The 21000-nt window shown below is 57.2% G+C and carries 17 protein-coding genes and 1 tRNA gene; 8 read left to right on the top strand and 10 right to left on the bottom strand.

The annotated features are described in order from the left end of the window. The first annotated feature begins 136 nt into the window (after nucleotides 1-136). On the top strand, nucleotides 137-2194 hold the full coding sequence (gene uvrB, locus Q675_RS27225) for an excinuclease ABC subunit UvrB (protein WP_023011096.1): 2058 nt from the start codon (nucleotides 137-139) through the stop codon (nucleotides 2192-2194). On the opposite strand, the gene rimI is transcribed toward uvrB, so the two are convergent. After that, a complete protein-coding gene (gene rimI / locus Q675_RS27220) occupies nucleotides 2195-3310 on the bottom strand; it encodes a ribosomal protein S18-alanine N-acetyltransferase (protein WP_031211292.1) in 1116 nt (371 codons plus the stop codon). Between the two features lie 202 nt (nucleotides 3311-3512). Between rimI and Q675_RS27215 the strand changes: the two genes are divergently transcribed. Next, on the top strand, nucleotides 3513-5012 hold the full coding sequence (locus Q675_RS27215) for a RimK family protein (RefSeq protein ID WP_022992552.1): 1500 nt from the start codon (nucleotides 3513-3515) through the stop codon (nucleotides 5010-5012). Nucleotides 5013-5021: 9 nt separating this feature from the next. Here Q675_RS27215 and Q675_RS27210 read toward each other — a convergent pair whose 3' ends face one another. Next, nucleotides 5022-6185 (bottom strand): cation diffusion facilitator family transporter, encoded by a 1164-nt coding sequence (locus tag Q675_RS27210; protein WP_014421812.1) that lies wholly within the window; start codon nucleotides 6183-6185, stop codon nucleotides 5022-5024. 404 nt (nucleotides 6186-6589) lie between these two features. Here Q675_RS27210 and Q675_RS27205 point away from each other — a divergent pair, with 404 nt between their 5' ends. After that, complete coding sequence (locus Q675_RS27205) at nucleotides 6590-7612, top strand: quinone-dependent dihydroorotate dehydrogenase (protein ID WP_014421811.1); 1023 nt, start codon at nucleotides 6590-6592, stop codon at nucleotides 7610-7612. Nucleotides 7613-7785: 173 nt separating this feature from the next. On the opposite strand, the gene rmf is transcribed toward Q675_RS27205, so the two are convergent. After that, a complete protein-coding gene (gene rmf / locus Q675_RS27200; RefSeq protein ID WP_011784548.1) occupies nucleotides 7786-7998 on the bottom strand; it encodes a ribosome modulation factor in 213 nt (70 codons plus the stop codon). A gap of 321 nt (nucleotides 7999-8319) precedes the next feature. Here rmf and rlmKL point away from each other — a divergent pair, with 321 nt between their 5' ends. Then, a complete protein-coding gene (gene rlmKL, locus Q675_RS27195) occupies nucleotides 8320-10497 on the top strand; it encodes a bifunctional 23S rRNA (guanine(2069)-N(7))-methyltransferase RlmK/23S rRNA (guanine(2445)-N(2))-methyltransferase RlmL (protein WP_022992550.1) in 2178 nt (725 codons plus the stop codon). On the opposite strand, the gene Q675_RS27190 is transcribed toward rlmKL, so the two are convergent. Both Q675_RS27190 and Q675_RS27185 read right to left on the bottom strand, forming a co-directional pair. Beyond that, nucleotides 10485-11087 (bottom strand): outer membrane beta-barrel protein, encoded by a 603-nt coding sequence (locus Q675_RS27190; protein ID WP_022992549.1) that lies wholly within the window; start codon nucleotides 11085-11087, stop codon nucleotides 10485-10487. The two genes, rlmKL and Q675_RS27190, sit on opposite strands and share 13 nt — an antisense overlap. Before the next feature lie 107 nt (nucleotides 11088-11194). Further along, nucleotides 11195-11677 (bottom strand): hypothetical protein, encoded by a 483-nt coding sequence (locus Q675_RS27185; protein ID WP_014421807.1) that lies wholly within the window; start codon nucleotides 11675-11677, stop codon nucleotides 11195-11197. A 114-nt stretch (nucleotides 11678-11791) separates the two neighbouring features. Between Q675_RS27185 and Q675_RS27180 the strand changes: the two genes are divergently transcribed. Further along, the gene (locus Q675_RS27180; RefSeq protein WP_022992548.1) at nucleotides 11792-13081 is read left to right on the top strand and encodes a M18 family aminopeptidase; all 1290 of its coding nucleotides are present in this window, start codon (nucleotides 11792-11794) and stop codon (nucleotides 13079-13081) included. A 51-nt stretch (nucleotides 13082-13132) separates the two neighbouring features. Here Q675_RS27180 and Q675_RS27175 read toward each other — a convergent pair. Then, nucleotides 13133-13208 (bottom strand) — tRNA-Asn (locus Q675_RS27175). 73 nt (nucleotides 13209-13281) lie between these two features. Between Q675_RS27175 and Q675_RS27170 the strand changes: the two genes are divergently transcribed. Then, nucleotides 13282-14247, top strand: a complete 966-nt coding sequence (locus Q675_RS27170; protein ID WP_227499530.1) for a YheT family hydrolase — start codon at nucleotides 13282-13284, stop codon at nucleotides 14245-14247. A gap of 4 nt (nucleotides 14248-14251) precedes the next feature. Here the strand turns inward: Q675_RS27170 and Q675_RS27165 are convergent, their stop codons facing one another. Then, a complete protein-coding gene (locus Q675_RS27165) occupies nucleotides 14252-14893 on the bottom strand; it encodes an arylesterase (protein WP_022992546.1) in 642 nt (213 codons plus the stop codon). 61 nt (nucleotides 14894-14954) lie between these two features. Between Q675_RS27165 and Q675_RS27160 the strand changes: the two genes are divergently transcribed. Then, nucleotides 14955-15674, top strand: a complete 720-nt coding sequence (locus Q675_RS27160; protein ID WP_081698857.1) for an ABC transporter ATP-binding protein — start codon at nucleotides 14955-14957, stop codon at nucleotides 15672-15674. After that, complete coding sequence (locus Q675_RS27155) at nucleotides 15674-18160, top strand: ABC transporter permease (protein ID WP_023011095.1); 2487 nt, start codon at nucleotides 15674-15676, stop codon at nucleotides 18158-18160. Before Q675_RS27160 ends, Q675_RS27155 begins: the two co-directional genes overlap by 1 nt. A 7-nt stretch (nucleotides 18161-18167) precedes the next feature. Here Q675_RS27155 and Q675_RS27150 read toward each other — a convergent pair whose 3' ends face one another. From Q675_RS27150 to Q675_RS27140, 3 genes are all read right to left on the bottom strand, one after another. Further along, entirely contained in the window at nucleotides 18168-18938 is a 771-nt protein-coding gene (locus Q675_RS27150; protein WP_011784557.1) for a substrate-binding periplasmic protein, read from the bottom strand. Between the two features lie 174 nt (nucleotides 18939-19112). Then, on the bottom strand, nucleotides 19113-20300 hold the full coding sequence (locus tag Q675_RS27145; RefSeq protein ID WP_023011093.1) for an iron-containing alcohol dehydrogenase: 1188 nt from the start codon (nucleotides 20298-20300) through the stop codon (nucleotides 19113-19115). Then, nucleotides 20300-20845, bottom strand: coding sequence for a hypothetical protein (locus Q675_RS27140; protein ID WP_031211289.1), 546 nt, complete (start codon nucleotides 20843-20845; stop codon nucleotides 20300-20302). The genes Q675_RS27145 and Q675_RS27140 overlap by 1 nt, the downstream gene beginning before the upstream one ends. Between the last annotated feature and the right edge of the window lie 155 nt (nucleotides 20846-21000).

Below are 21000 nucleotides of genomic sequence, written 5' to 3'. Positions count from 1 at the left end.
CAAAGTTACTGGCTGATTTTTCACCCAGCCGTCGATCGCACAGATGGTATCATGAAGCTGCCAGAACGCTAAATTTCTTGAGGATGCGACGCAAATATTCCGTCGTTTCCGGTGTCCGGAGGTTAAAACGCCAGATATGGCCAACAAAGCATCCAGTGCGAGGGAAGGGGCTTTTCGCGTCGATTCGCCCTACCAACCTGCAGGTGACCAGCCCAAAGCGATTGCGGGACTGGTTGACGGCATTGAATCCGGGCTTGCCCATCAAACCCTGCTCGGGGTAACCGGTTCTGGCAAGACTTTCACCATTGCCAATGTGGTTCAGCAGGTCCAGCGGCCAACCATCATTATGGCCCATAACAAGACCCTGGCGGCGCAGCTCTATGGCGAGTTCAAGGAGTTCTTCCCCGATAACGCAGTGGAGTACTTCGTCTCCTACTACGATTACTACCAGCCGGAGGCCTACGTACCGTCTTCCGATACCTTTATCGAAAAAGACGCCTCCATCAATGAGCACATTGAGCAGATGCGGCTGTCGGCCACCAAGGCTTTGCTGGAGCGCCCGGATGCCATCATTGTCGCGACGGTTTCTTCCATCTACGGTCTGGGTGATCCGCAATCCTATCTGAAAATGATGCTGCACCTGGACCGGGGTGACCAGATGGATCAACGGTATATCCTGCGGCGGCTGGCCGAACTGCAGTACACCCGCAATGACATCGAGTTCCATCGCGCCAATTATCGGGTGCGGGGCGATGTCATTGATGTCTTCCCGGCAGAATCCGAGAAGGAAGCCATTCGCATCGAACTGTTCGATGATGAAGTGGAGAACCTGAGCTATTTTGACCCGCTTACCGGAGAGGTGCTCAGGCGGGTGCCGCGCGTGACCATTTACCCGAAGTCCCACTATGTCACCCCCCGGCAGACCGTGCTGGATGCGGTCGAGCACATCAAGCAGGAGCTTGATGTTCGGCTGCAGCAGTTGAGGGATAACAACCGGCTGGTGGAAGCTCAGCGGCTGGAGGAGCGTACCCGCTACGACATCGAGATGATGCTGGAGCTCGGTTACTGCAATGGTATCGAGAACTACTCCCGCTATCTCTCCGGGCGGAATCCCGGTGAAGCGCCACCCACGCTGTTTGACTACCTGCCACCCAACGCTTTGCTGGTAGTGGACGAGTCCCACGTGACCATTCCGCAGATTGGCGCCATGTACAAAGGGGACCGGTCCCGCAAGGAAACCCTGGTGGAGTACGGTTTCCGTCTGCCATCAGCACTGGACAACCGCCCCATGCGGTTTGAGGAGTGGGAGCGAATTGCGCCCCAGATGATCTTTGTTTCGGCCACCCCGGGGAATTATGAGGCCGAGCATGCTGGCCAGGTGGTGGAGCAGGTGGTACGACCGACTGGGCTGCTGGACCCGGAGATTGAGGTTCGGCCCGCGTCTACCCAGGTGGATGATCTGCTGTCTGAGATTCACCAGCGCGTGGAGGTGAATGAGCGGGTGCTGGTCACAACACTTACCAAGCGCATGGCCGAGGATCTGACCGACTTCCTGATGGAGCACGACATTCGCGTGCGTTATCTGCATTCGGACATTGATACCGTAGAGCGAGTGGAGATTATTCGGGATCTGCGGCGGGGCGAGTTTGACGTGCTGGTGGGCATCAACCTGCTTCGGGAGGGGCTGGATATGCCGGAAGTGTCACTGGTGGCAATACTGGATGCGGATAAAGAAGGCTTCCTGCGCTCAGAGCGTTCGCTCATACAGACCGTTGGTCGGGCCGCCCGTAACGTGAACGGCAAGGCCATTCTGTATGGCGACAGGATCACCGGTTCCATGCAGCGGGCCATTGATGAGACCGAGCGTCGTCGTGCCAAGCAGATGGCACACAACGAGGAGCATGGTATTACCCCCACCGGTCTTAACAAGAAGATCGCGGATATTATGGAGGGTGCCGCGGGCGGCGGCGGTCGTGGCCGGCGCAAAGCGGAGCGTCCCGGGCAGAAGGCTGCTGAAGAAGCCGAGGATTATCGCGTAAAGGTAGGCAATCGCTCGCCGGAAGATGTCCTCAAGGAAGTGGCGAAACTGGAAGACGAGATGTACAAAGCCGCCGCGGATCTGGATTTCGAGACCGCGGCGCGCCTGCGGGATCAGATTTCGGAACTGAAGGAAGCGGCCCTGCGGACCGGCTGATCAGTGGCGTTTGGGGCCGACAATCACTGCCGCCTGCAGGGGCTGGTTGCGGCCATAGCGCGACATCTTGTCGAATACCCGTCGGTCGATGGGCAGGTATTGCTTGTCGGCCACGGTTTCCCCTTCCTCGGTATCGATTTCCGGGTCATGCAGGTACACGAAATCCTCGTCGATGGCACATACGGTTACCCAGTGCGGCACCCGGCTCCGGTTCAGTTGCCAGGTGCTGATCAGGATGACAGGGATGCGCCCGTCATGCAGGGCCTTCTCCATTGCCTCCAGGGTTAGCGGGTCGTGATGCAGCTGGATTTCAGTCTGCCCGATATCGTGCAGGAACCCCTCGTGCACCAGTTCCAGTACCCGCTTTTTATCTTCGTTGCGGACCGTATCTTTGAACAGCGCGCCTTCCTGGCTGATCCAGGCACTGGCCTCGAAGCCCCGGTGCCAGGCAGATAGCGCAAGCCCATGGGGGCCACAACCGCCATGCCCGGCCAGCATGAAGATGGTGGTGGCTTCACGCCAGATTTTCAGCTCCTCCAGCGTGCTTACTGGTTGCTGTTCGTCAAGGGCCGCCATCGCCATGATTAATGCAGACGGACCGCAGGTGAACTCGGTGGTCTGGGGGTAATAGGGCACCGGAAGAAATTCGCGAGAGGGCTCGTAGTAGAGAATCCGTCGCTCGAACCGCAAGGCATCGCCGTGATCTTCGTAGTAGTCCCGGTAGGTGCCAAACTGCCGATATCCCAGCCGACGATACAGGGAAATGGCCCCGGTGTTGTCTTCACGCACTTCCAGCCGCATGATGATGCGATCAGCCTCAACCGCTTCCTTCTCCGCCTCACGGACCAGTCTTTCACCCACACCGCGGCCGCGGGCAACGGGTGAGACTGCAATCGAGTAAATCCGAGCCAGCCGGGTGGCTGCATTCATCAGCACCAGGCAGTAGCCCACCAGTTCGCCGTTCAATTCGGCGATAACCAGTCGGTCCCTGGGCATCTCCAGAAAGCGGCGGAAGCTGCGCCGGGATATTCTGTCCTCGGTAAAACAGCGGTTCTCCAGCTGAACGAGGGCATCCAGATCACTGGCATGGGCTTGGCGGAGCATTACATCGGTCATGGTCTGGTAAACCCGGTCAACGAGAAAAAGGTAGCGCCTGGCGGGCACGCTCATTGCCGCTATTATGGTAGACAGATGCCATCCCGTCATAGCAGCGGATGATGCGTAAAAGCACGCATCTTCAGGCGATTGTCTGGCAAGGTGATGGGGCGTATTGTTGCCGGAATTATCAGGCTCTACCTTCAGGGAGGAATGCCGCTTTATGTCCCGATTGCTCATCGTTGTAGATCGCGCCAAAGACTGGGCACCGTACTACCCCAGCGAAGACGTGCTTACTTTCGATCAATACCTTCAGTTCACCGCCCCGGCTAACAGCCGCGTGCGGGTGATAAACCTGTGCCAGAGTGCCAGGTATCTGAGCAGGGGCTATTACTGTTCGTTGCTGGCCGAGGCGCGCGGGCACCACGTGGTGCCATCGGTTATGACACTTAACGACCTGAGCCGTAAGGGACTGTTTTCGCTTGAACTCGAAGAGCTGGACAGCAGTGTCATCCAGTGGCTGGAAAAATCAGCCTCCGAAATCGATCCCGCCACCGATGACCGGGACGCTACCCATGAAGTACGAATCCGAACCTATTTTGGCCAGGCCGAACATCCGGACCTGAAGCCCGTGGCCCGTGCCCTGTTCGAGCGGTTTCCGTGCCCGATTCTGGAAGTGGTGTTCCGTCACCGCAAACAATGGCAGATCGAAACCATGAAGCCGGCGGCACCGGCGGATCTTGACGAGCGCGAGCAGGATTTGTTCGCGGCCGCCCTGGATCGCTTCAGCAGCATGATCTGGCGCAAACCCCGCACCCGTCGCCGCTACCGTTTTGATCTGGCTATGCTGGTGAACCCGGAGGAAGAGTTGCCTCCGAGCGATGAGATGGCCCTGAAGCGTTTTGAGCGTGCTGGCAGAAAGCTGGGAATTAACGTGGAGCGCATTACCCGCCGGGATTACATGCGCCTGCCGGAATATGATGGTCTGTTTATTCGTGAAACCACCGCTATTGATCACCACACTTATCGGTTTGCTCGCAAGGCAGAGGCCGAGGGGATGGTGGTAATTGACGACCCGGTGTCGATTCTGCGTTGTACAAACAAGGTGTTTCTGGCGGACCTGCTTAAAAACAACAAGGTGCCAACACCGAAAACGCTGATCCTTTCAAAGGATCAGAAGGATGCGGTACAGCAGGTGAGTAATGAACTGGGCTTTCCTGTGGTCATCAAAATTCCGGATGGCGCCTTTTCCCGTGGTGTGATCAAAGCCAAGGACGAAAAGGAACTTCGGGCAGGGCTGAAAGACCTGTTCAAACAGTCTGCGTTGGTATTGGCTCAGGAGTACTTCTACACGGATTACGATTGGCGCATTGGTGTGCTTGGCGGTCGGGCCATTTATGCCTGTAAATATCTGATGGTGAAAGGTCACTGGCAGATTTACCAGCACGGTGGTGCCACAGTGGAAAGTGGCGGTTTTGAAACCATGCCCACCTACGAGGTGCCTCGCAATGTCATCCAGGCGGCATTGAATTCGACCCGGTTGATCGGTAATGGGCTTTACGGTGTCGACATCAAACAAGCCGGGAATCGGGTGGCGGTGATTGAAGTGAATGACAACCCGAGTATCGACTCGGGTGTGGAAGACAAGTTCCTGGGCGGAGAGCTGTATACCCTGGTGATGCAGGAATTCCTGTCGCGCATGGAGGAGAACCGGCGCCGGTAAACCGGCGCGTCAGTTGGCAGCGACCCAGACCCGGACGCTGCCAAACCAGGGGTAGTCTGCCAGAACCGCTCGAACCTGTTCCGTGGTCAGGTGTGGCCCGGAATGGTTTTCATCCAGGAAGATTTCAAGGTGGATGCGATTCTTGAGGTAATGAAGCCGGAGCCGGCTTTGTGGTGGTAGCTCTCCCAGCTTCTCTGTCAGCAGGCGACGAAGTGCTTCGCGATCGGGTAGCCCCGGGTCGGTGGCGTGGGGCACTTTTTCATCGTTCTCGGCGTCGATATGGAAGTTGATGTCCCGAATGTTCTCCAGGGCATCCCGCATGCCCGTGACCACCTTCATACCAATCTGATGCCCTTCGGAAACGCTGATTTCCGGGCGAACCACCAGGTGTACGTCCAGCAGGATGTCGTGCCCCATCCGCCGGCTGCGCAGTTCATGAACATTTCGCACGCCATCCGTTTCCAGGGCAATGGTTTTCAACATCCGGGTATCATCTTCGGACAGACCTGTGTCGACCAGTTCTTTCACGCTGTCCCAGGTGAATTTCCAGCCGATGTGCACAATGATGGCTGCAATGAGGACGGCGGCTACCACGTCGAGCCAGACGAAACCCAGCATGGCACCGATGGTAGATACCAGAACGACCACTGACGAAAATGCATCGGTACGGCTGTGCCAGGCGTTGGCAATGATCAGGTCTGAGCGGATTTTCATGCCAACATGGCGAGTATAACGGTAGATCCATTCCTTGCCTGCTACCGAGGCTGCGGCCGCTACCAGCACTGGCCAGCCCGGAACCAGCTGCGCTTCACCGGACAGGAGCCTGAGAATGTTCTCCCAGGCCAGGGCCGCGCCCACGGCAATAAGAATGCTGCCCAGTACCAGAGTGCCGAGGGTTTCGATTCGCTGGTGTCCGTATGGATGGTCCGCATCTGGCTCCTTACGGGACAGACGCATGACCGCCAGAACCACCCAATCCGATGCCACATCGGTAAATGAATGGATACCATCCACCAGTAGCGCCTGGGAATTAAAAAGAGTGCCGCCAATGACTTTTATGATGCCCAGAACGGCATCGAGAATCATGCCAATGATCGTGACCCGGGTCGCCGCATGCTTCTCGGATTCGAGATTATTCTGGCGCTGCTGGCTGGGTTGATCAGGCTGTTCCATTGGATTCACTCCGGGCTTTTCGCGATGAGGGCAGTATAACGGGAATAACCGTAGAAATGGGTGGAATTAATGGCCTGGCTGTGATCGATTTATGCACATCATGACGAATTGGTTATCCGTTAGCATTTTGTTACCAAAGCCGTCAAATGTTAATTTTATCTATTTAAGCTATTGATAAATATAGGGAAAATAACTGATCAAAAAATGATCAATTTGTAGGCTGGCGCAGTTATCAAGGGGTCGGGGCGCTTGCTCGGCAATTTTCAACAGGGTTATCCACAGATTCCGTGGAAAAGCGTCGGGAGGCTATACAGGGCGGGGTTTTCGGGACTAATTGGGGTTTACACAAGATGGTGTGGAAAACTTTCGGTATACTCCTGCCACCCGGAGAAAGGAGTTTGACGATGTACGGCCTTCTGAGAAACCTGCTGTTCCGATTGCCACCGGAGCGGGCCCATAATGTTGCCCTTGGCAGCCTGGATGTTGCTCAAAAACTGGGCATCCTGAATACATTTACCCGACAGCCGGAGCCTTGCCCGGTAAACGTGATGGGCCTGGAATTCCCGAATCCGGTTGGATTGGCTGCTGGGCTGGACAAAAACGCCGACCACATTGATGCTCTTGGTGCTCTTGGTTTCGGGTTTATCGAAGTGGGCACTGTTACGCCTCTGGCACAGCCCGGTAATCCAAAACCCCGAATGTTCCGGTTGCCGGAGCACCAGGCCATCATTAACCGCATGGGGTTCAATAATGAAGGCCTGGAACACCTCATTACCAATGTCCGCCACCGCCGTTACCGGGGCGTACTGGGCATTAATGTCGGCAAGAACAAAGACACCCCGAATGAGCAGTCTGAACAGGACTACCGTAAAGGAATAGCGGCTGTTTACCCCTATGCCGACTACATCACCGTTAATGTATCTTCTCCCAATACGCCGGGCCTCCGGGATCTGCAGTTTGGCGATTCGCTCAAGCAGCTTTTGCACGCCATAAAGGAAGAGCAGGCAGCGTGTGAGCAAAAGCATGGCCGCTATGTGCCGGTGGCTGTAAAGATCGCCCCGGATATGGACGAGCAGGGCATTCGCTTTGTGGCTGCAGCATTGCTCGAAGCTGGCCTGGATGGTGTGATTGCCACCAACACCACGATCAGCCGGGAGGCGGTGAAGGGGCACGCTCACGAGCAGGAGGCGGGCGGTCTCAGCGGTGCACCGGTACGGGAAGCGTCTGTGAAAGTGATTCAGGGGCTGTATGCTGAGCTGGGCGATCGGCTGCCGATTATTGGCGTGGGCGGCATCACGGATGGCGACAGTGCGGCAGAGAAGATTCGCGCAGGCGCAAAGCTGGTGCAGATCTATACCGGGTTTATTTATCGTGGCCCGTCATTGATCAACGAAGCAGTGGAAGCGATCCGGAAAGAAATCAGCTGAGGCAGAAAGAAGGTGGGCCCGCTGAGCGGGCCCTTGCGGGGAATAAACCCCGTAGCGCTTTTTCGCATGGTACGGGGCGGGAGGCCCCGTTTGGGTTGCTCTGGTTACTGCTCTGATTGTGATTTGTGTGTAAAAATTGAAAAAAACAGATCAGGGTTAAACGGGGTTGGCCATTATGTTGCGGTTACGTTGGCCAGTTTATGGATGCCGGAGACGCCGGTCATGCCCTCCCAGTTATCTGTGCGGCCTTCTCGCCACCCGTTCAGCCATTCCTGGCGGACTTCCGGTTGTTCTAATGGGCAGCTGTCTTTGGATTTGCCGGACACGCCAGCGAGATAACCCCGCTTGAATGCACGAGCGTACATGTCTCTCTTCTGTCTTTTCATGCCGTTCCTCACTGATGGATTAACAGAACAAGCGTGTACACATCTGCAGTGACCTTGGCAGTCGGGAGCCTCTCCGGGACAACCCACTATTGCCAGCTCCGGTCAGAGCAGTCAGGATCCTGTTAACGGAGACTTTTATTCGGCCTCCGGAACGACGCGTCAACTACAAGGTAAGACGAATCTCGCGCCGGTGTACACTATTTATTTCATCTATATGGCGCTTCTTTTATATTTTTGTGAAATAACGATGACAGTCGCTAAAAGGCTTTTACTGCCATTCCGGAAACTTACCGGCCCTATTCAGAAAACCAGGAGTTGATCTTGTCCAAGCATGTCTTTTTCGTAACCTGCCCCAAAGGCGTCGAGTACCTCCTGGCCGATGAATTGAAAGAATTCGGCCTGAACCTTGTGCGGAATGCACCCGCCGGTGTCTGGGTTGAGGGCGAGCTGGAGAACGGCTATCGGGCCTGTCTGTGGTCCCGTTTGGCGAACAGGGTGATTCTGAATGTGGCGGATGTGGATGCCCGGAGCGCCGACGAACTATATGCCGGTGTCGTGGATCTTGACTGGCAGGCCCATATACCCGCGGGGGGGAGCTTCCGGGTAACGTTTCTTGGCCAGAACGAAGCCATCCGGAACACTCAGTTTGGCGCCCAGAAAGTGAAAGATGGCATTGTTGACAGCATTCGGGGTGCCGGTGCACCCAGGCCCTCGGTTGCACCGAAAGACCCGGATGTCACGGTATCGGCGCGGTTGAACCGGGGCCGCTTGTCGTTGGGGATTGATCTGAGTGGCCACAGCCTTCATATGCGGGGCTACCGAACTGAAAAGGGTATCGCGCCCTTGAAAGAAAACCTTGCAGCGGCTTTGCTGCTGCGGGCAGGGTGGCCAGAGATTGCCGCTAACGGTGGTGACTTTGTGGACCCGATGTGCGGTTCCGGTACGCTGGTGGTTGAAGCTGCGTTGATGGCGCTGGACATTGCGCCGGGGCGGAAGCAGGAGCGGTTCGGGTTCGAAAAGTGGCCAGGACACCAGCCCGAGCTCTGGCTGTCGCTGCGCCAGGAAGCGGAGCGTCGGGCCCATGAGGGCAAGCAGGGGCGCATTCCCACTTTTTATGGTTTTGATCAGGATTGTCGCGTGATTGCGACTGCGGAGAAGAACATCCTGCGAGCTGGCCTGGAAGGTATCGTTCGTGTAGAAGCCAGGCCGATCTCCGAATTCACTCGCGAGAATGACTGGAGCGATACTGGGCTGGCGCTGACCAACCCGCCCTACGGTGAGCGGTTGAGTGAGCGCAAGGAGCTGGCGGCCCTGTACCAGAGCCTTGGAGAGGTTGTGGCTCGGGAGCTCACCGGATGGCGCTTGGGGGTGTTCACCGGTGCGCCGGAGTTCGGAAAATCCCTCGGTTTGCGAAGCTTCAAGCAGTACAAGTTGTTCAATGGCAAGCTGCCGGCGCAGCTGTTGCTGTTCGAAGTACAGCCGGAGAATGCCCGCACGCCCCGTGATCCGGCCGCGCCGGGGCAGATTATGCCTCGCATCGCCAACGCCGAACGGGCAGATATGCTGCGTAACCGTCTCAAGAAGAATCTGAAAACGATTGGCCAGTGGGCCAGGAAGCAGAACATTGGCTGTTACCGCCTATACGATGCCGATATGCCGGAATATGCCCTGGCGATCGATATCTACGAGGGGCGGGTACATGTTCAGGAATACCTCGCCCCGAAATCAGTTGACGAAAAGGCAGCCAGAGAGCGCCTTGCCGAAGCCATGGCGGTGATCCCGGAAGTGCTTGAGGTCGCGCCGGAGGATCTGGTGTGCAAGCAACGTCAGCGCCAGACCGGTACCCGGCAATATGAAAAACAGGCGGCGACCGGCGAGTACTTTAACGTGCACGAGCACGGCTGCGCCCTGAAGGTGAACCTGAAAGACTATCTGGATACCGGCCTGTTCCTGGATCATCGCCCGGTACGTTACTGGATCCAGCAACATGCCAGGGGCAAGCGTTTTCTGAACCTGTTCTGTTATACCGGCGCAGCGACCGTGCACGCAGCGGTTGGCGGAGCCAGCCGCACCCTGAGCCTGGACATGTCCAAAACCTACGTCAGCTGGGCTCAGGATAACCTGGCTCTCAACTCGGCAGATCCGCGCAAGCATGTCGTCGAACAGGCAGACTGTCTGGCCTGGCTGGCAGACCGAAAAACCGCGAATCAGACCTTTGATCTGATTTTCATGGACCCGCCCACCTTCTCAAACTCAGCCCGGATGGCTGGCGTTCTCGATATTCAGCGCGATCATGCCGATCTGGTGCGGCAGTGCATGGCACGACTGTCCAGTGATGGCCTGCTGATTTTCTCCAATAACTTCCGTAAGTTCAGGCTGGATGAGGCGCTGGAGTCAGAGTTTGAAGTGAAAGAGGTGAGTGCCAGCACTCTGGACAAGGATTTTCAGCGCAACCCCAAAATCCATCGGTGCTGGCATATCCGGCATCAGAACTCGTAACGGATACCTGAGGAGAACTGGAAGGCATTGGCGCTGGTGTCCGTGTCTTCAAACAGCTTGCCGCCCTCGAAAACCAGGTAGGTGTTATCCATCAGTTCCAGGTCCAGGCCGGCCAGCCAGCTGAAGCTGAAACTGCTGCTCGGGTAATCGCCCTCGATATCCCGAAACTGGGCATTGGCGTCGGCATCCCGGTTGTCGAGGGTTGCCTCCCCGCTGACATGGGTAAAGCCAGCCTGGGCATAGACATTGCCAAGCTCACCGATGGGGTAGTGCAGGCCCATGTACCAGCTGCCGAAGTAGTCGACGGCCAGGCTCAGGTCGCCACGGGAAATCTCGGCGTCTGCCAAGCCGCCCCCCAGCCTCACCTCTGCATGAATCAGGTCGCTCAGGTGGCCGCCAATCACCAGTGTCGCTGCCTGGCCCCAGCCATCCTCGTCGGACTGCCCGATGGAGCGGTGTTCAATGGCTGTCGCCAACAGTCCGACATAGTGTTTATCGGAGCGAGGGGTCTCCTGGCCAAAGGCGGCGCAAGAAAACAGGCCAAGCGCTATCAGGCTGGATGTGAGGAAACGGGGTGTGACCTTGTTCATTATTATCAGGCTTCCTGTCAGTAACGGTACTGACGCCCGATTCTGCCTTGTGTAACGCAATGTTACGCGGACTCATGTCACAGTTCCCCGTGATCAGGGGCCGGACCTCAATCCTCCAGGTAGCCTTCCTCACGGGCCAGCAACAGCAGGGAATATACGCCGTTTTCCGGCAGCTGCGGTTCAAGCCCTTCATCAAAGAGCAACTGCCGGCGGCGGTCTTCCAGTGCTTCGCTGTCCAGGCCGGTAATCAGCTCGGAAATGGGGGCGATTTCAAACGGGGCCTCCTGGCGAACGGCACTGAAGATCAGGTCTATCAGGATTTCGTCCGGATCCAGTCCATCCACGTATACGGTCTGGTCCGGCAGATCCTCGTGCAGCTCCCTGGCCAGTTCCAGCAGGGGGACCCCCTGTTCTTCCAGATACAGCAGGTCTACATCGCCCAGGTCGCCATCTTCGGGCAACCAGGCATCCTCCGGTGCAATTACCACGGTTTTCATCTGGCCGTCTGCAAGGGACCAGGCGATGGCCGTGGGAAACAGGGCGTCGTCGGTCTGGCAGTATTCGATATCCAGAAAGCGGGGTAGTGACACAGTGAACTCCGGAATCTTCGGTGAGTGCTTATGGCGGTGCGCAGCGTACCCGGTAGGAGCCGGCGCGGCTTCATGCCATACTGTAGCCGCCATTATCATGCAATCAGGAAGATCATGGAACACACTGAATTCAATAAAGACTTGATTGAGTTTTTGAATGCCTCGCCGACTCCGTGGCATGCGGTCAATACCATGAAAACGCGTCTTGAAGCAGCGGGATTTCAACCGCTGGACGAGCGCGAAGAATGGTCGTTGCAGCCAGGGCAGGGCTACTACGTAACCCGTAATGGCTCGTCTATTGTTGCCTTTCGTACCGGCACCAAGGATGTGGTCAGTTCCGGCATCCGGATGGTGGGAGCCCATACCGACAGCCCCTGCCTGAAGGTCAAACCGAACCCTGAGATTCGCCGCAAGGGCTTTTTCCAGTTGGGTGTGGAAGTGTATGGGGGCGTATTGCTGAACCCCTGGTTTGACCGGGATCTTTCTTTGGCCGGCCGTGTGACGGTATTGGACGACAACGGCAAAGTACGGGACACCCTGGTGAATTTCCGCAAGCCGGTGGCGATCATTCCGAGCCTGGCCATCCATCTGGACCGGGAGGCGAACAGCAGTCGCACCGTTAATGCCCAGACCGATCTTCCGCCGGTGGTTATGCAGGTACCGGAAACCGATACCACCACCTTTGCCGAGTTGCTGAAACAGCAGATTGCCAAAGAATCCGGGCTGCAGACCAGCAAGATTCTGGGCTATGAGCTGAGTTTTTACGATGCACAGGGTGCAGCTCTGGTGGGGCTGCGTGAAGAGTTCCTGGCCTCCGCACGGCTCGATAATCTGCTCAGTTGTTATATCGGCCTGCAGGCCCTGCTGGAAACCTCTGGTGACGAGCCGGCACTACTGGTCTGCAATGACCATGAGGAAGTGGGCAGTATGTCCGCCGAAGGTGCCCAGGGGCCGTTTCTCACGGCGGTGCTGGACCGCTGGTGTGGCGCCGGGAAAAGCCGTGCCATTGCTCGTTCCATGATGATTTCTGCGGATAACGCCCACGGTATTCATCCAAACTACGCAGACCGACATGATGAGAATCATGGGCCATTGTTGAATCAGGGGCCGGTCATCAAGGTAAACCACAATCAGCGTTACGCCACCAACAGTCGTTCCGCCGCCCTCTATCGCCACATCAGCGATGAACTGGGGTTGCCGCACCAGACATTTGTGGTGCGCAGTGACATGGGGTGTGGCAGCACGATCGGGCCGTTGACCGCGGGAAATCTTGGCGTGACCACGCTGGATATCGGCGTACCCCAGTTTGCCATGCACTCGATTCGTGAAATGATCGGTACACGGGATGGTTATACGCTGTTCCAGGTGTTGCGGGAGTTCATGCAGCGGGCCGAGGTTTTCTGAGGCCCAAAAGAAAAGGCCGCTGATATCTGATCAGCGGCCTTTCGGAATAAGTGGCTCCCCGAGCTGGGCTCGAACCAGCGACAAACGGATTAACAGTCCGTTGCTCTACCAACTGAGCTATCGGGGAACAGCATCAATGTGGCGCGCATATTAAGTACTTTAATCAGGTTCGTCAACCCCCTGAAATGAAAGGTCAAAATTTGCACAGAGCTAAGCTTGAACCCTATCGTCCGCCGGTGTGGTTGCGTAATGGCCACGTCCAGTCGGTATGGCCGACCCTGTTCCGGAAAGTGACCCTGCCGGAACCGGAAACCGACATACTGGCCACCGACGATGACGACGAACTGCATCTGGACTGGTATCGCCAGGGCAGTGACCGGCTGGCGGTGATATCCCATGGGCTGGAAGGCCACAGCCGTAGGCCCTACGTGCTGGGTCTGGCCAGAGCATTGATGGCCGACGGCTGGGATGTGCTGGCATGGAACTTTCGGTCCTGCGGCGGGGTGATGAACCAACAGCCGCGCTTCTATCACAGTGGCGCCACTTCGGATCTGCATGCCGTCGTCAGTCACGCGCTGGGGCGGCGGTATCAGAACCTCTTCCTGTCAGGTTTCAGTATGGGTGGGAATCTCACGCTGCTGTACCTGGGTGAGCAGGGGGAGCATGTGGACAGCCGTATCAGTGGTGCGGTGGCCTACTCGGTGCCTCTGGACCTGGCGGGCAGCGCGGACGTGCTGGCGCGACCCAGCCGGCGTATTTACATGCAACGGTTTTTGACGGATCTGCACCTCAAGATGCGGGAAAAAGCGGACAGATTCCCTGATCTGATTGATGTCACGGGTTTCGAGGAAATCCGAAGTTTTCACGAATTCGATAATCGCTATACGGCACCACTGCATGGATTCCAGGACGCGGCCGACTATTGGGCCCGGTGTTCTGCTCTGTTCCGGTTGAGTGATATCCGGGTGCCAGCTCTGATAGTGAATGCAGCAGATGACCCGTTCCTTTCGGCCCGCTGTTTTCCGGACAGTCGCCGGGTATTGGGACATCACGTCCAGATGGAAATCCCGAAGTGGGGTGGGCATGTGGGGTTTGTCCAACATGCCCGGGACGGTTACTACTGGTCTGAACGCCGAGCTTTAGGGTTTGTCCGGCAGGTAATCTGAGTCGTCAGCTGCTGGCCTGTTTGTTCAGCAGCGGTTCCAGCTTTGGCCAGATGTTATCCAGCAGCCGGGGTTGTGCCTCTTCCGTCGGATGAATGCCATCACCTTGCATCAACCCGTCCTGATCGTAGATACCGTCCAGGAAGAAGGGAACCAGAACGGTATTGTAGCGGTCAGACAGGGTCGGAAAGATATCGGCGAACATGGTGGTGTAGCGCTGGCCGTAGTTAGGCGGGATCTGCATGCCCACCAGCAAAGGGGTGGCGCCGGTATCACGCACCTGTTCGATCATGTTCGCCAGGTTGGATTCGATTACGTTGGGAGGGAAGCCTCGCAAACCATCATTGCCGCCCAGCTCAATGACGACAATGGTTGGGTCGTGGGCTTCCAGCAGGCCTGGCAGGCGCCGCAGGCCACCGTCGGTGGTTTCACCGCTGATGCTGGCGTTTACTACGGTCCAGTCCAGATCCTGGCTCTCGATGCGATCCCGCAGCAGCTCTACCCACGCGGTTTCCGAGGGTACGCCATAGGCGGCACTCAGGCTGTCGCCCAGTACCAGCACCGTGTTCTGGCTGGCCAGAACAGGCAGGGCGATAAGAAGCAGGGCCGAGAGTGCGATTGATCTGACGTACAGCGATATCGTATGCATAGTAAATTCATATACCCTTTACAGATTCAACAATACAGACAACGGAGCAACCGTGAACCAGATGACGGATCTCAGTAAAACCGATAGCAGCCCGATGTTGCGGGTGTCTGATCTAACCCATCGGGTCAGCCTGGAAACCGATACGCTCACGATCTTGCAGGGGGTCAGTCTGGAAATCAATCGGGGAGAGTCCGTAGCCATTGTCGGTCGGTCTGGTTCCGGTAAAACCACGCTGCTTGGGTTGCTTGCTGGCCTGGACACGCCCACCGAAGGTACCGTAGAGCTGGATGGATCGGTAATCAGCAAGCTGAGTGAAGACGAGCGTGCCAAGCTCCGGGCCCGCCGGGTCGGGTTTGTGTTCCAGTCGTTCCAGTTGCTGCCGGCATTAACCGCGCTTGAAAATGTCATGCTGCCGCTGGAATTGGCCGGCATGGAAGCGCCGGAGCAGCGGGCCAGAGAGCTGCTTGAACGGGTCGGCTTGGGTGAACGGCTGAACCATACCCCTCGTCAGTTGTCCGGTGGCGAGCAGCAGCGGGTCGCGATTGCGCGTGCCTTTGCATCCGACCCCGCCATTCTGTTTGCAGATGAGCCCACGGGCAATCTGGATAACCGGACCGGGCAGGCGGTGTCTGACCTGCTGATGGATCTGAACCGGGAGCAGGGCACCACACTGGTGATGGTTACCCATGATGAACACCTTGCCGAACGTTGCGGCCGGCAGCTGCACATCGAGGCGGGCATGCTGACTGAGCCGGATCTGGCCGGGGAGCCGGCACACTGATGGGAGCCTCCAACAAACTCATGTCCGTGAGCCGAGACTGGCGAGAGCGCGATGTTCGTGTGGTGCTGGTTGCGCTGATTATTGCTGTTGCCACCGTAGCCACAATTGCGCTGTTCGCCAGCCAGTTGCAGCGTACCCTGGTATCGTCTGCCAGTTCTTTTCTGGCGGCAGATCGGCAACTGGAAGCCGAGAACGGCCGTCCGATCCCACAGGAATGGTTAGAGAATGCCCAGTCCCGAGGCCTGGAAACCGGGCGCATGGTGGAGTTCTCCACCATGGTCTTCGGAGAAAGCGGATTTCAGCTGGTCTCGGTCAAGGCGGTGAGTGACGAATATCCGTTGCGCGGCGAAATCGAGATCCAGCCCGGTGCTGAAGAGCCGAGACAGATTGTCAGTCAGGGCCCCGGCCCCGGCCAGGTGTGGGTGAATCCACGGTTGCTGCGTCTGCTCGAACTGGACATCGGCGATACTCTGGAAGTCGGCAATCTGAAGCTGGAAATTACTCGCTTGCTGATCCGCGAGCCGGATGGGGGCTTCCGGCTGTCATCATTGGCGCCACGGGTGATGATGCATGTGGATGATGTTGCCGCCACCGGTGTGGTCCAGGAAGGTAGCCGCGTGGAATATGTCTACCTGTTTGCCGGCGCCGAAGGTGTGCTTGAAGACTATTACCAGTGGCTGGAACCACAGCTGGAGCCCAGTCACGAGTGGGAAGGGGTCAGAGACGGTGAAACCTTCTCGCGCTCCCTGGAGCGGGCCGAACGCTTCCTGCTGCTGGGTGGCAGTCTTGCGGTGTTGCTGGCGGCGGTAGCCGTAGCGGTGGCCAGCCGGCAATACGCTCTGTCTCAAAGGGACACGGTGGCATTGCTGAAAACCCTTGGATTATCCAGCCGGGGCATTGGTGAGCTCTACCTGCGCCGCCTCACTCTGTGGGGTGTTGTTGGCGTGTTGGGTGGTCTGGCAGTGGCGTTACCATTGTTCTGGCTGTTGGTGCGTTTGCTGAGCGACCTGCTGGAACGGCCCGTTGATTTCTACCTGGATCCTTCCGCGTTAACGCCCGCCCTGTTAACGGCACTGGTTTCTCTATTCGCGTTTGCCTATCCGCCCATTCGCCGCCTGCGTAATGTTCCCGCCATGCGGGTATTACGCTCCCAGCCCGGCGAAACCGGCCGGGAAGCCATTCCGGATATCCTGCTGGCGGTGGTCGCCGTGTTTGGGTTGGTATGGATGTACGCCGGCGAGCTGATGCTGGTGGCCGCACTTTTGGGCGGGCTGGTACTGCTGCTGGGTGTGCTCGGTCTGCTGGGGTGGGGCATGGTCGCCCTGTTGCGCAGAGTGAAGGGTGGCGGCAACTCCTGGCGCCTGGCCCTGGTGGGCTTATATCGGCACCGACGTGCCAGCATGGCGCAGATGGCGGTTTTTGCCATGACGCTTATGCTGGCTGCTACGCTGGTGTTGGTGCGTTCCTCCCTGCTGGACGACTGGCAGGCCCAGCTGCCGGACGACGCGCCAAACCATTTCCTGATCAACATTGCCCCGGATGCGGTGGATGATGTTGAGGAATTCTGGGCCACTCGCGGCGCGCCCCTGGAGACGCTTTATCCGATGGTTCGCGGTCGCCTGACCGAACTGAACGGCGAGCCGGTGAAAGAAGCGGTCAGCAAGGATGAGCGGGTTGGTGCGCTGAACCGGGAGCTGAATCTGACCTGGATGCCGGAGCTGCCGGAAGACAACCGGATTGTGGATGGCCAGTGGTTCGGGCCGGGCGAAACCGAGGGGGTTTCGGTAGAAGCTGAGCTGGCGGAGAAACTCGGTTTGCAGCTGGGTGATCGGCTGACCTTCACCATCGGCTCCAGCAAGGTGACCGAGCCGGTAACGAGTATTCGTACCGTGCAGTGGGACAGCATGAAACCCAATTTCTACATGGCCTTCCCGCCCGATGGCGGTCTGACTGACATGCCCGCCACCTGGATTACCGCGTTCTATCTGAACCCGGACAATAAACTGGCTCTTAACGACTTCTCGCGCCAGTTCCCGACGGTCTCGGTGCTGGAGATAGACCATATCATTGATCGCATCCAGCAGATTGTGCAGCAGGTAACTCAGGCCATTGAGGCAATTCTGGCGCTGATTCTCGCGGCCGCCCTGGTGGTGATGGCAGCGGTTGTCAGTGCCACCCTGCGGGATCGTCAGAGGGAGGGGGCGTTGCTGCGAACCCTGGGCGGCCAGCAGTCGTTGTTGGCACGCAGTACCATGCTGGAATTCGCACTGTTGGGGTTCTTTGCCGGCACGCTCGGTGTGATTGCGGCGGAAGGGGCGGTATATGCGCTTCAGGCCGGAATGTTCGAGGGCACTTTCCGCTGGCACTGGCAGGTGATGCTGCCAGTACCGCTGATTGCAGCCATTCTGTTGGCGTTGTTTGGCCGCTGGCAATTACGACCAGTGCTTAGCGTATCGCCGATGCTACTGCTTCGTCGCCTCGAGTGATCGGGTTTTAGCGATAGTTTGAGAGAATGGCGTCGAGTTCGCCATTCTCCTGGATATTTGCCAGCTCCTGGTTGAAAGCCTCGGCAAACGCTTTCCAGTCTTTACGCAGCATGATCCGGAAGCCGAACTGGCTGATTCCTTCCACAGAAGAGCGAAAGTGCTCGGTCAGTCCTTCGTTCCTGAGAATCCATTGCCCGACCAACCGATCCGCAAGCGCTGCGTGAAACTGCTCGCCATGCAGCACAAAGGTGAAAATCTCCCGATCTCTGGAGACGTCAAATCGCTTAATGCGATGATCTTTGAAATAGGGCTCGAGAAAGGGATAGTAGTATCCCAGTGGCGTGACAATCGTCTTGCCGTAGAGGTCTGCGGGGTGTTTGTATTCAAGCTCAGAGCTCTTCGGGAAGAAGAATACTTCCTCCACGTGAACAACCGGGTCGGTAAACAGGAACTTCTCCGGCTCTTCCGTCCACTCTATGGCCCTTGGCGTGCCGTCAATGTAGCCGTCGGCAAGCATAGGGTCTACCCGTTTTCTGGGGATTTTTACCGGTTCCACGTCGTAGCCCAGGCGGGGGACAATCAGGTTTACCACGTCCCACATAATACCGGAGGGCTTGCTGCCATCAACGATCAGATAAGGTGGGTACCCGTTAGGAGAGATGTTGAAGCGGAACACCCGCTCCTGATTGTCCACTTCGGCAGCGGCATTGCCACTGAAAGTGGTTAGCAGGCTCAACAGGATCGCGGTAAAGGAGAGCTTGAAAAGGAGTTTCTTCATGGCGGAACTCTGGATAGGACAGGCCCATACGCTGGTTATATCGATACCCGGCCAACTCCCTGCCAGAATGCCCGCTAAATATTACCTTCTTACTATTTTATTTCAATCATTGTGAATCTGACTTTAGGCTAACCCCGGCCAGAGAGGGCCGGGGCGAGATATGCCTCCGAGGTATCAGGCCCAGGCGCGACGAAGCACCGCCATGGCATCTTCGTGGCTCACTTCCCGGGGGTTGAACATGATCGAGCCGTCGTCCAGGGCCAGCTTGGCAATGCTTTCCAGCTGATTTTCCAGTACTTTGCCGGTTTCTTTCAACGTCCGGGGCAGTTCGCAGCGCTTGTAGAGGGCATCCCGCAGTTTTCGAATGGCTGAAATACTGGCCTCGGCACGTCGGCTCGCAGGGGTGGCGGAGTAGACGTCCGGACCTTCCAGGTACAGCAGCAACTCGCCCAAAGGCTCCCGAATGTTCTCAAGGTTGAACTCAAGCACATAGGGCAGGTACAGGCTCATGCACAGTCCGTGGGGCAGGTGGCAGATGGCTCCGGTAGCATGTCCCAGAGAGTGGACCAGGCCCACCATGGAGTTGGAAAAGGCAATGCCCGCCATGGTTGACGCCTGAGCCAGTTCCAGTCGGCCATCACTGTCTTTCGGATTATCCATGACTGAAAGCAGGGATTGGCTCACCTTCTTGACTGCTGCCGTGGCGTACGCGTCGCTCAGGGGGTTTTTGGCCATGCAGGTGAACGCTTCCGTAGCATGGGTGAGCGCGTCCATAGCGGTGGCTGCCGTAATGTGGGGCGGCAGGGTCAGGGTCATACGCGGGTCGATGATGGCCGCGTTCGGCAGCAGGAATGATGAGGTAAACGGCAGTTTTACGCCTTTTTTCTCATCGGTGATGACCGCCACCGAGGTCACTTCGGAACCAGTACCTGCGGTGGTAGGTACAACAAAGAACGGCTTGAGGGGATGCTTGAGAACTCCGGCACCACTGTATTTGGCAATATTGTCGCCGCCTTCAGACACCAGAATATTCACCGCCTTGCCGGTATCAATGGCGGAGCCTCCGCCCACTGCAATGATCGAGTCGCACTTTTCCTTACGGTAAACGCCGGCAATGTCTTTCACCACCGAGGTGGAGGAATCCGGCGGCACATCGTCGTAGATGGAGACAATTTCCAGTCCGCTTTCTTCGCAAGCGGCAATCACCGGGTCGAGCAGGCCCGCCGCGCGCACCCCTTTATCGGTCACAATCATGGGCCGTTTGGCTGCCAGGCCTGTCAGTTCATAGGGAATGTGCTCCAGCGCGGCTTTACCGGCAATCACTTTTACCGGGCAGAAGAACTCGTAGAATTTGTTGGTCATTATGCTCTCACTGTCTCGACGAATTGGGTGGCGACTTTCAGATAAATACGGGCGGCGCTGATGAGCTTTTCGGGCAGTTTGATGGTTGTCGGATATTCCTTGACTGCCCTCTCGGCGATCAGCCGGGGCAGGATGAACGATTCCAGTCGGTTGAGAACCCGTGTCATCCGCACCGCGTAACTCACATCGCCATCCACCAGCATGCGGTCGTTGGCAAAGGCAACGGAGGTCTTCTCCTGAAACGACAGTACCAGGAAGGCATGGGCGATATGCTTGAACTGGATCGAGAGGTCAACGGGGCGTGGAGCTTCATCCCCGTGGAAGAGCAATTTACCGTTGCCGGTGTGCTCAACGATGAGTTTTGGCCCGTTGGGCATAACCTGCATCTCGAACAGGAAGCCCTCCGGTAGTTCGCAGGTTTCGTTGCGGGTGGCTTCATCCACCTCGCTGATTGCCTGCAGTGCGCGCCCCATCACCTGGAACATGAGCTCAACATAGCTGCGTCGTGCGTGGGACATCATTGGCTGAAGTCGTTTTACGATCATGGTCGCCATCCGATTGTTGTTGGTTAATCTGATTTTTAGAGTTATTGCTCTAGAAGTCAATGCAATCGTTGACGCGGTTTTTGTGTCAGGTCAGCAAATGTGACAACCATAAAAAAACCGGGCGTATTGGCGCCCGGCTTTTTTTGACACTGCAA

This window comes from Marinobacter sp. EN3 (assembly GCF_000475315.1).
Taxonomy (GTDB): Bacteria; Pseudomonadota; Gammaproteobacteria; order Pseudomonadales; family Oleiphilaceae; genus Marinobacter; species Marinobacter nauticus.
The sequence above is the reverse complement of the archived record's forward strand: the minus strand, read 5'-3'. Positions and strand labels throughout refer to the sequence as shown.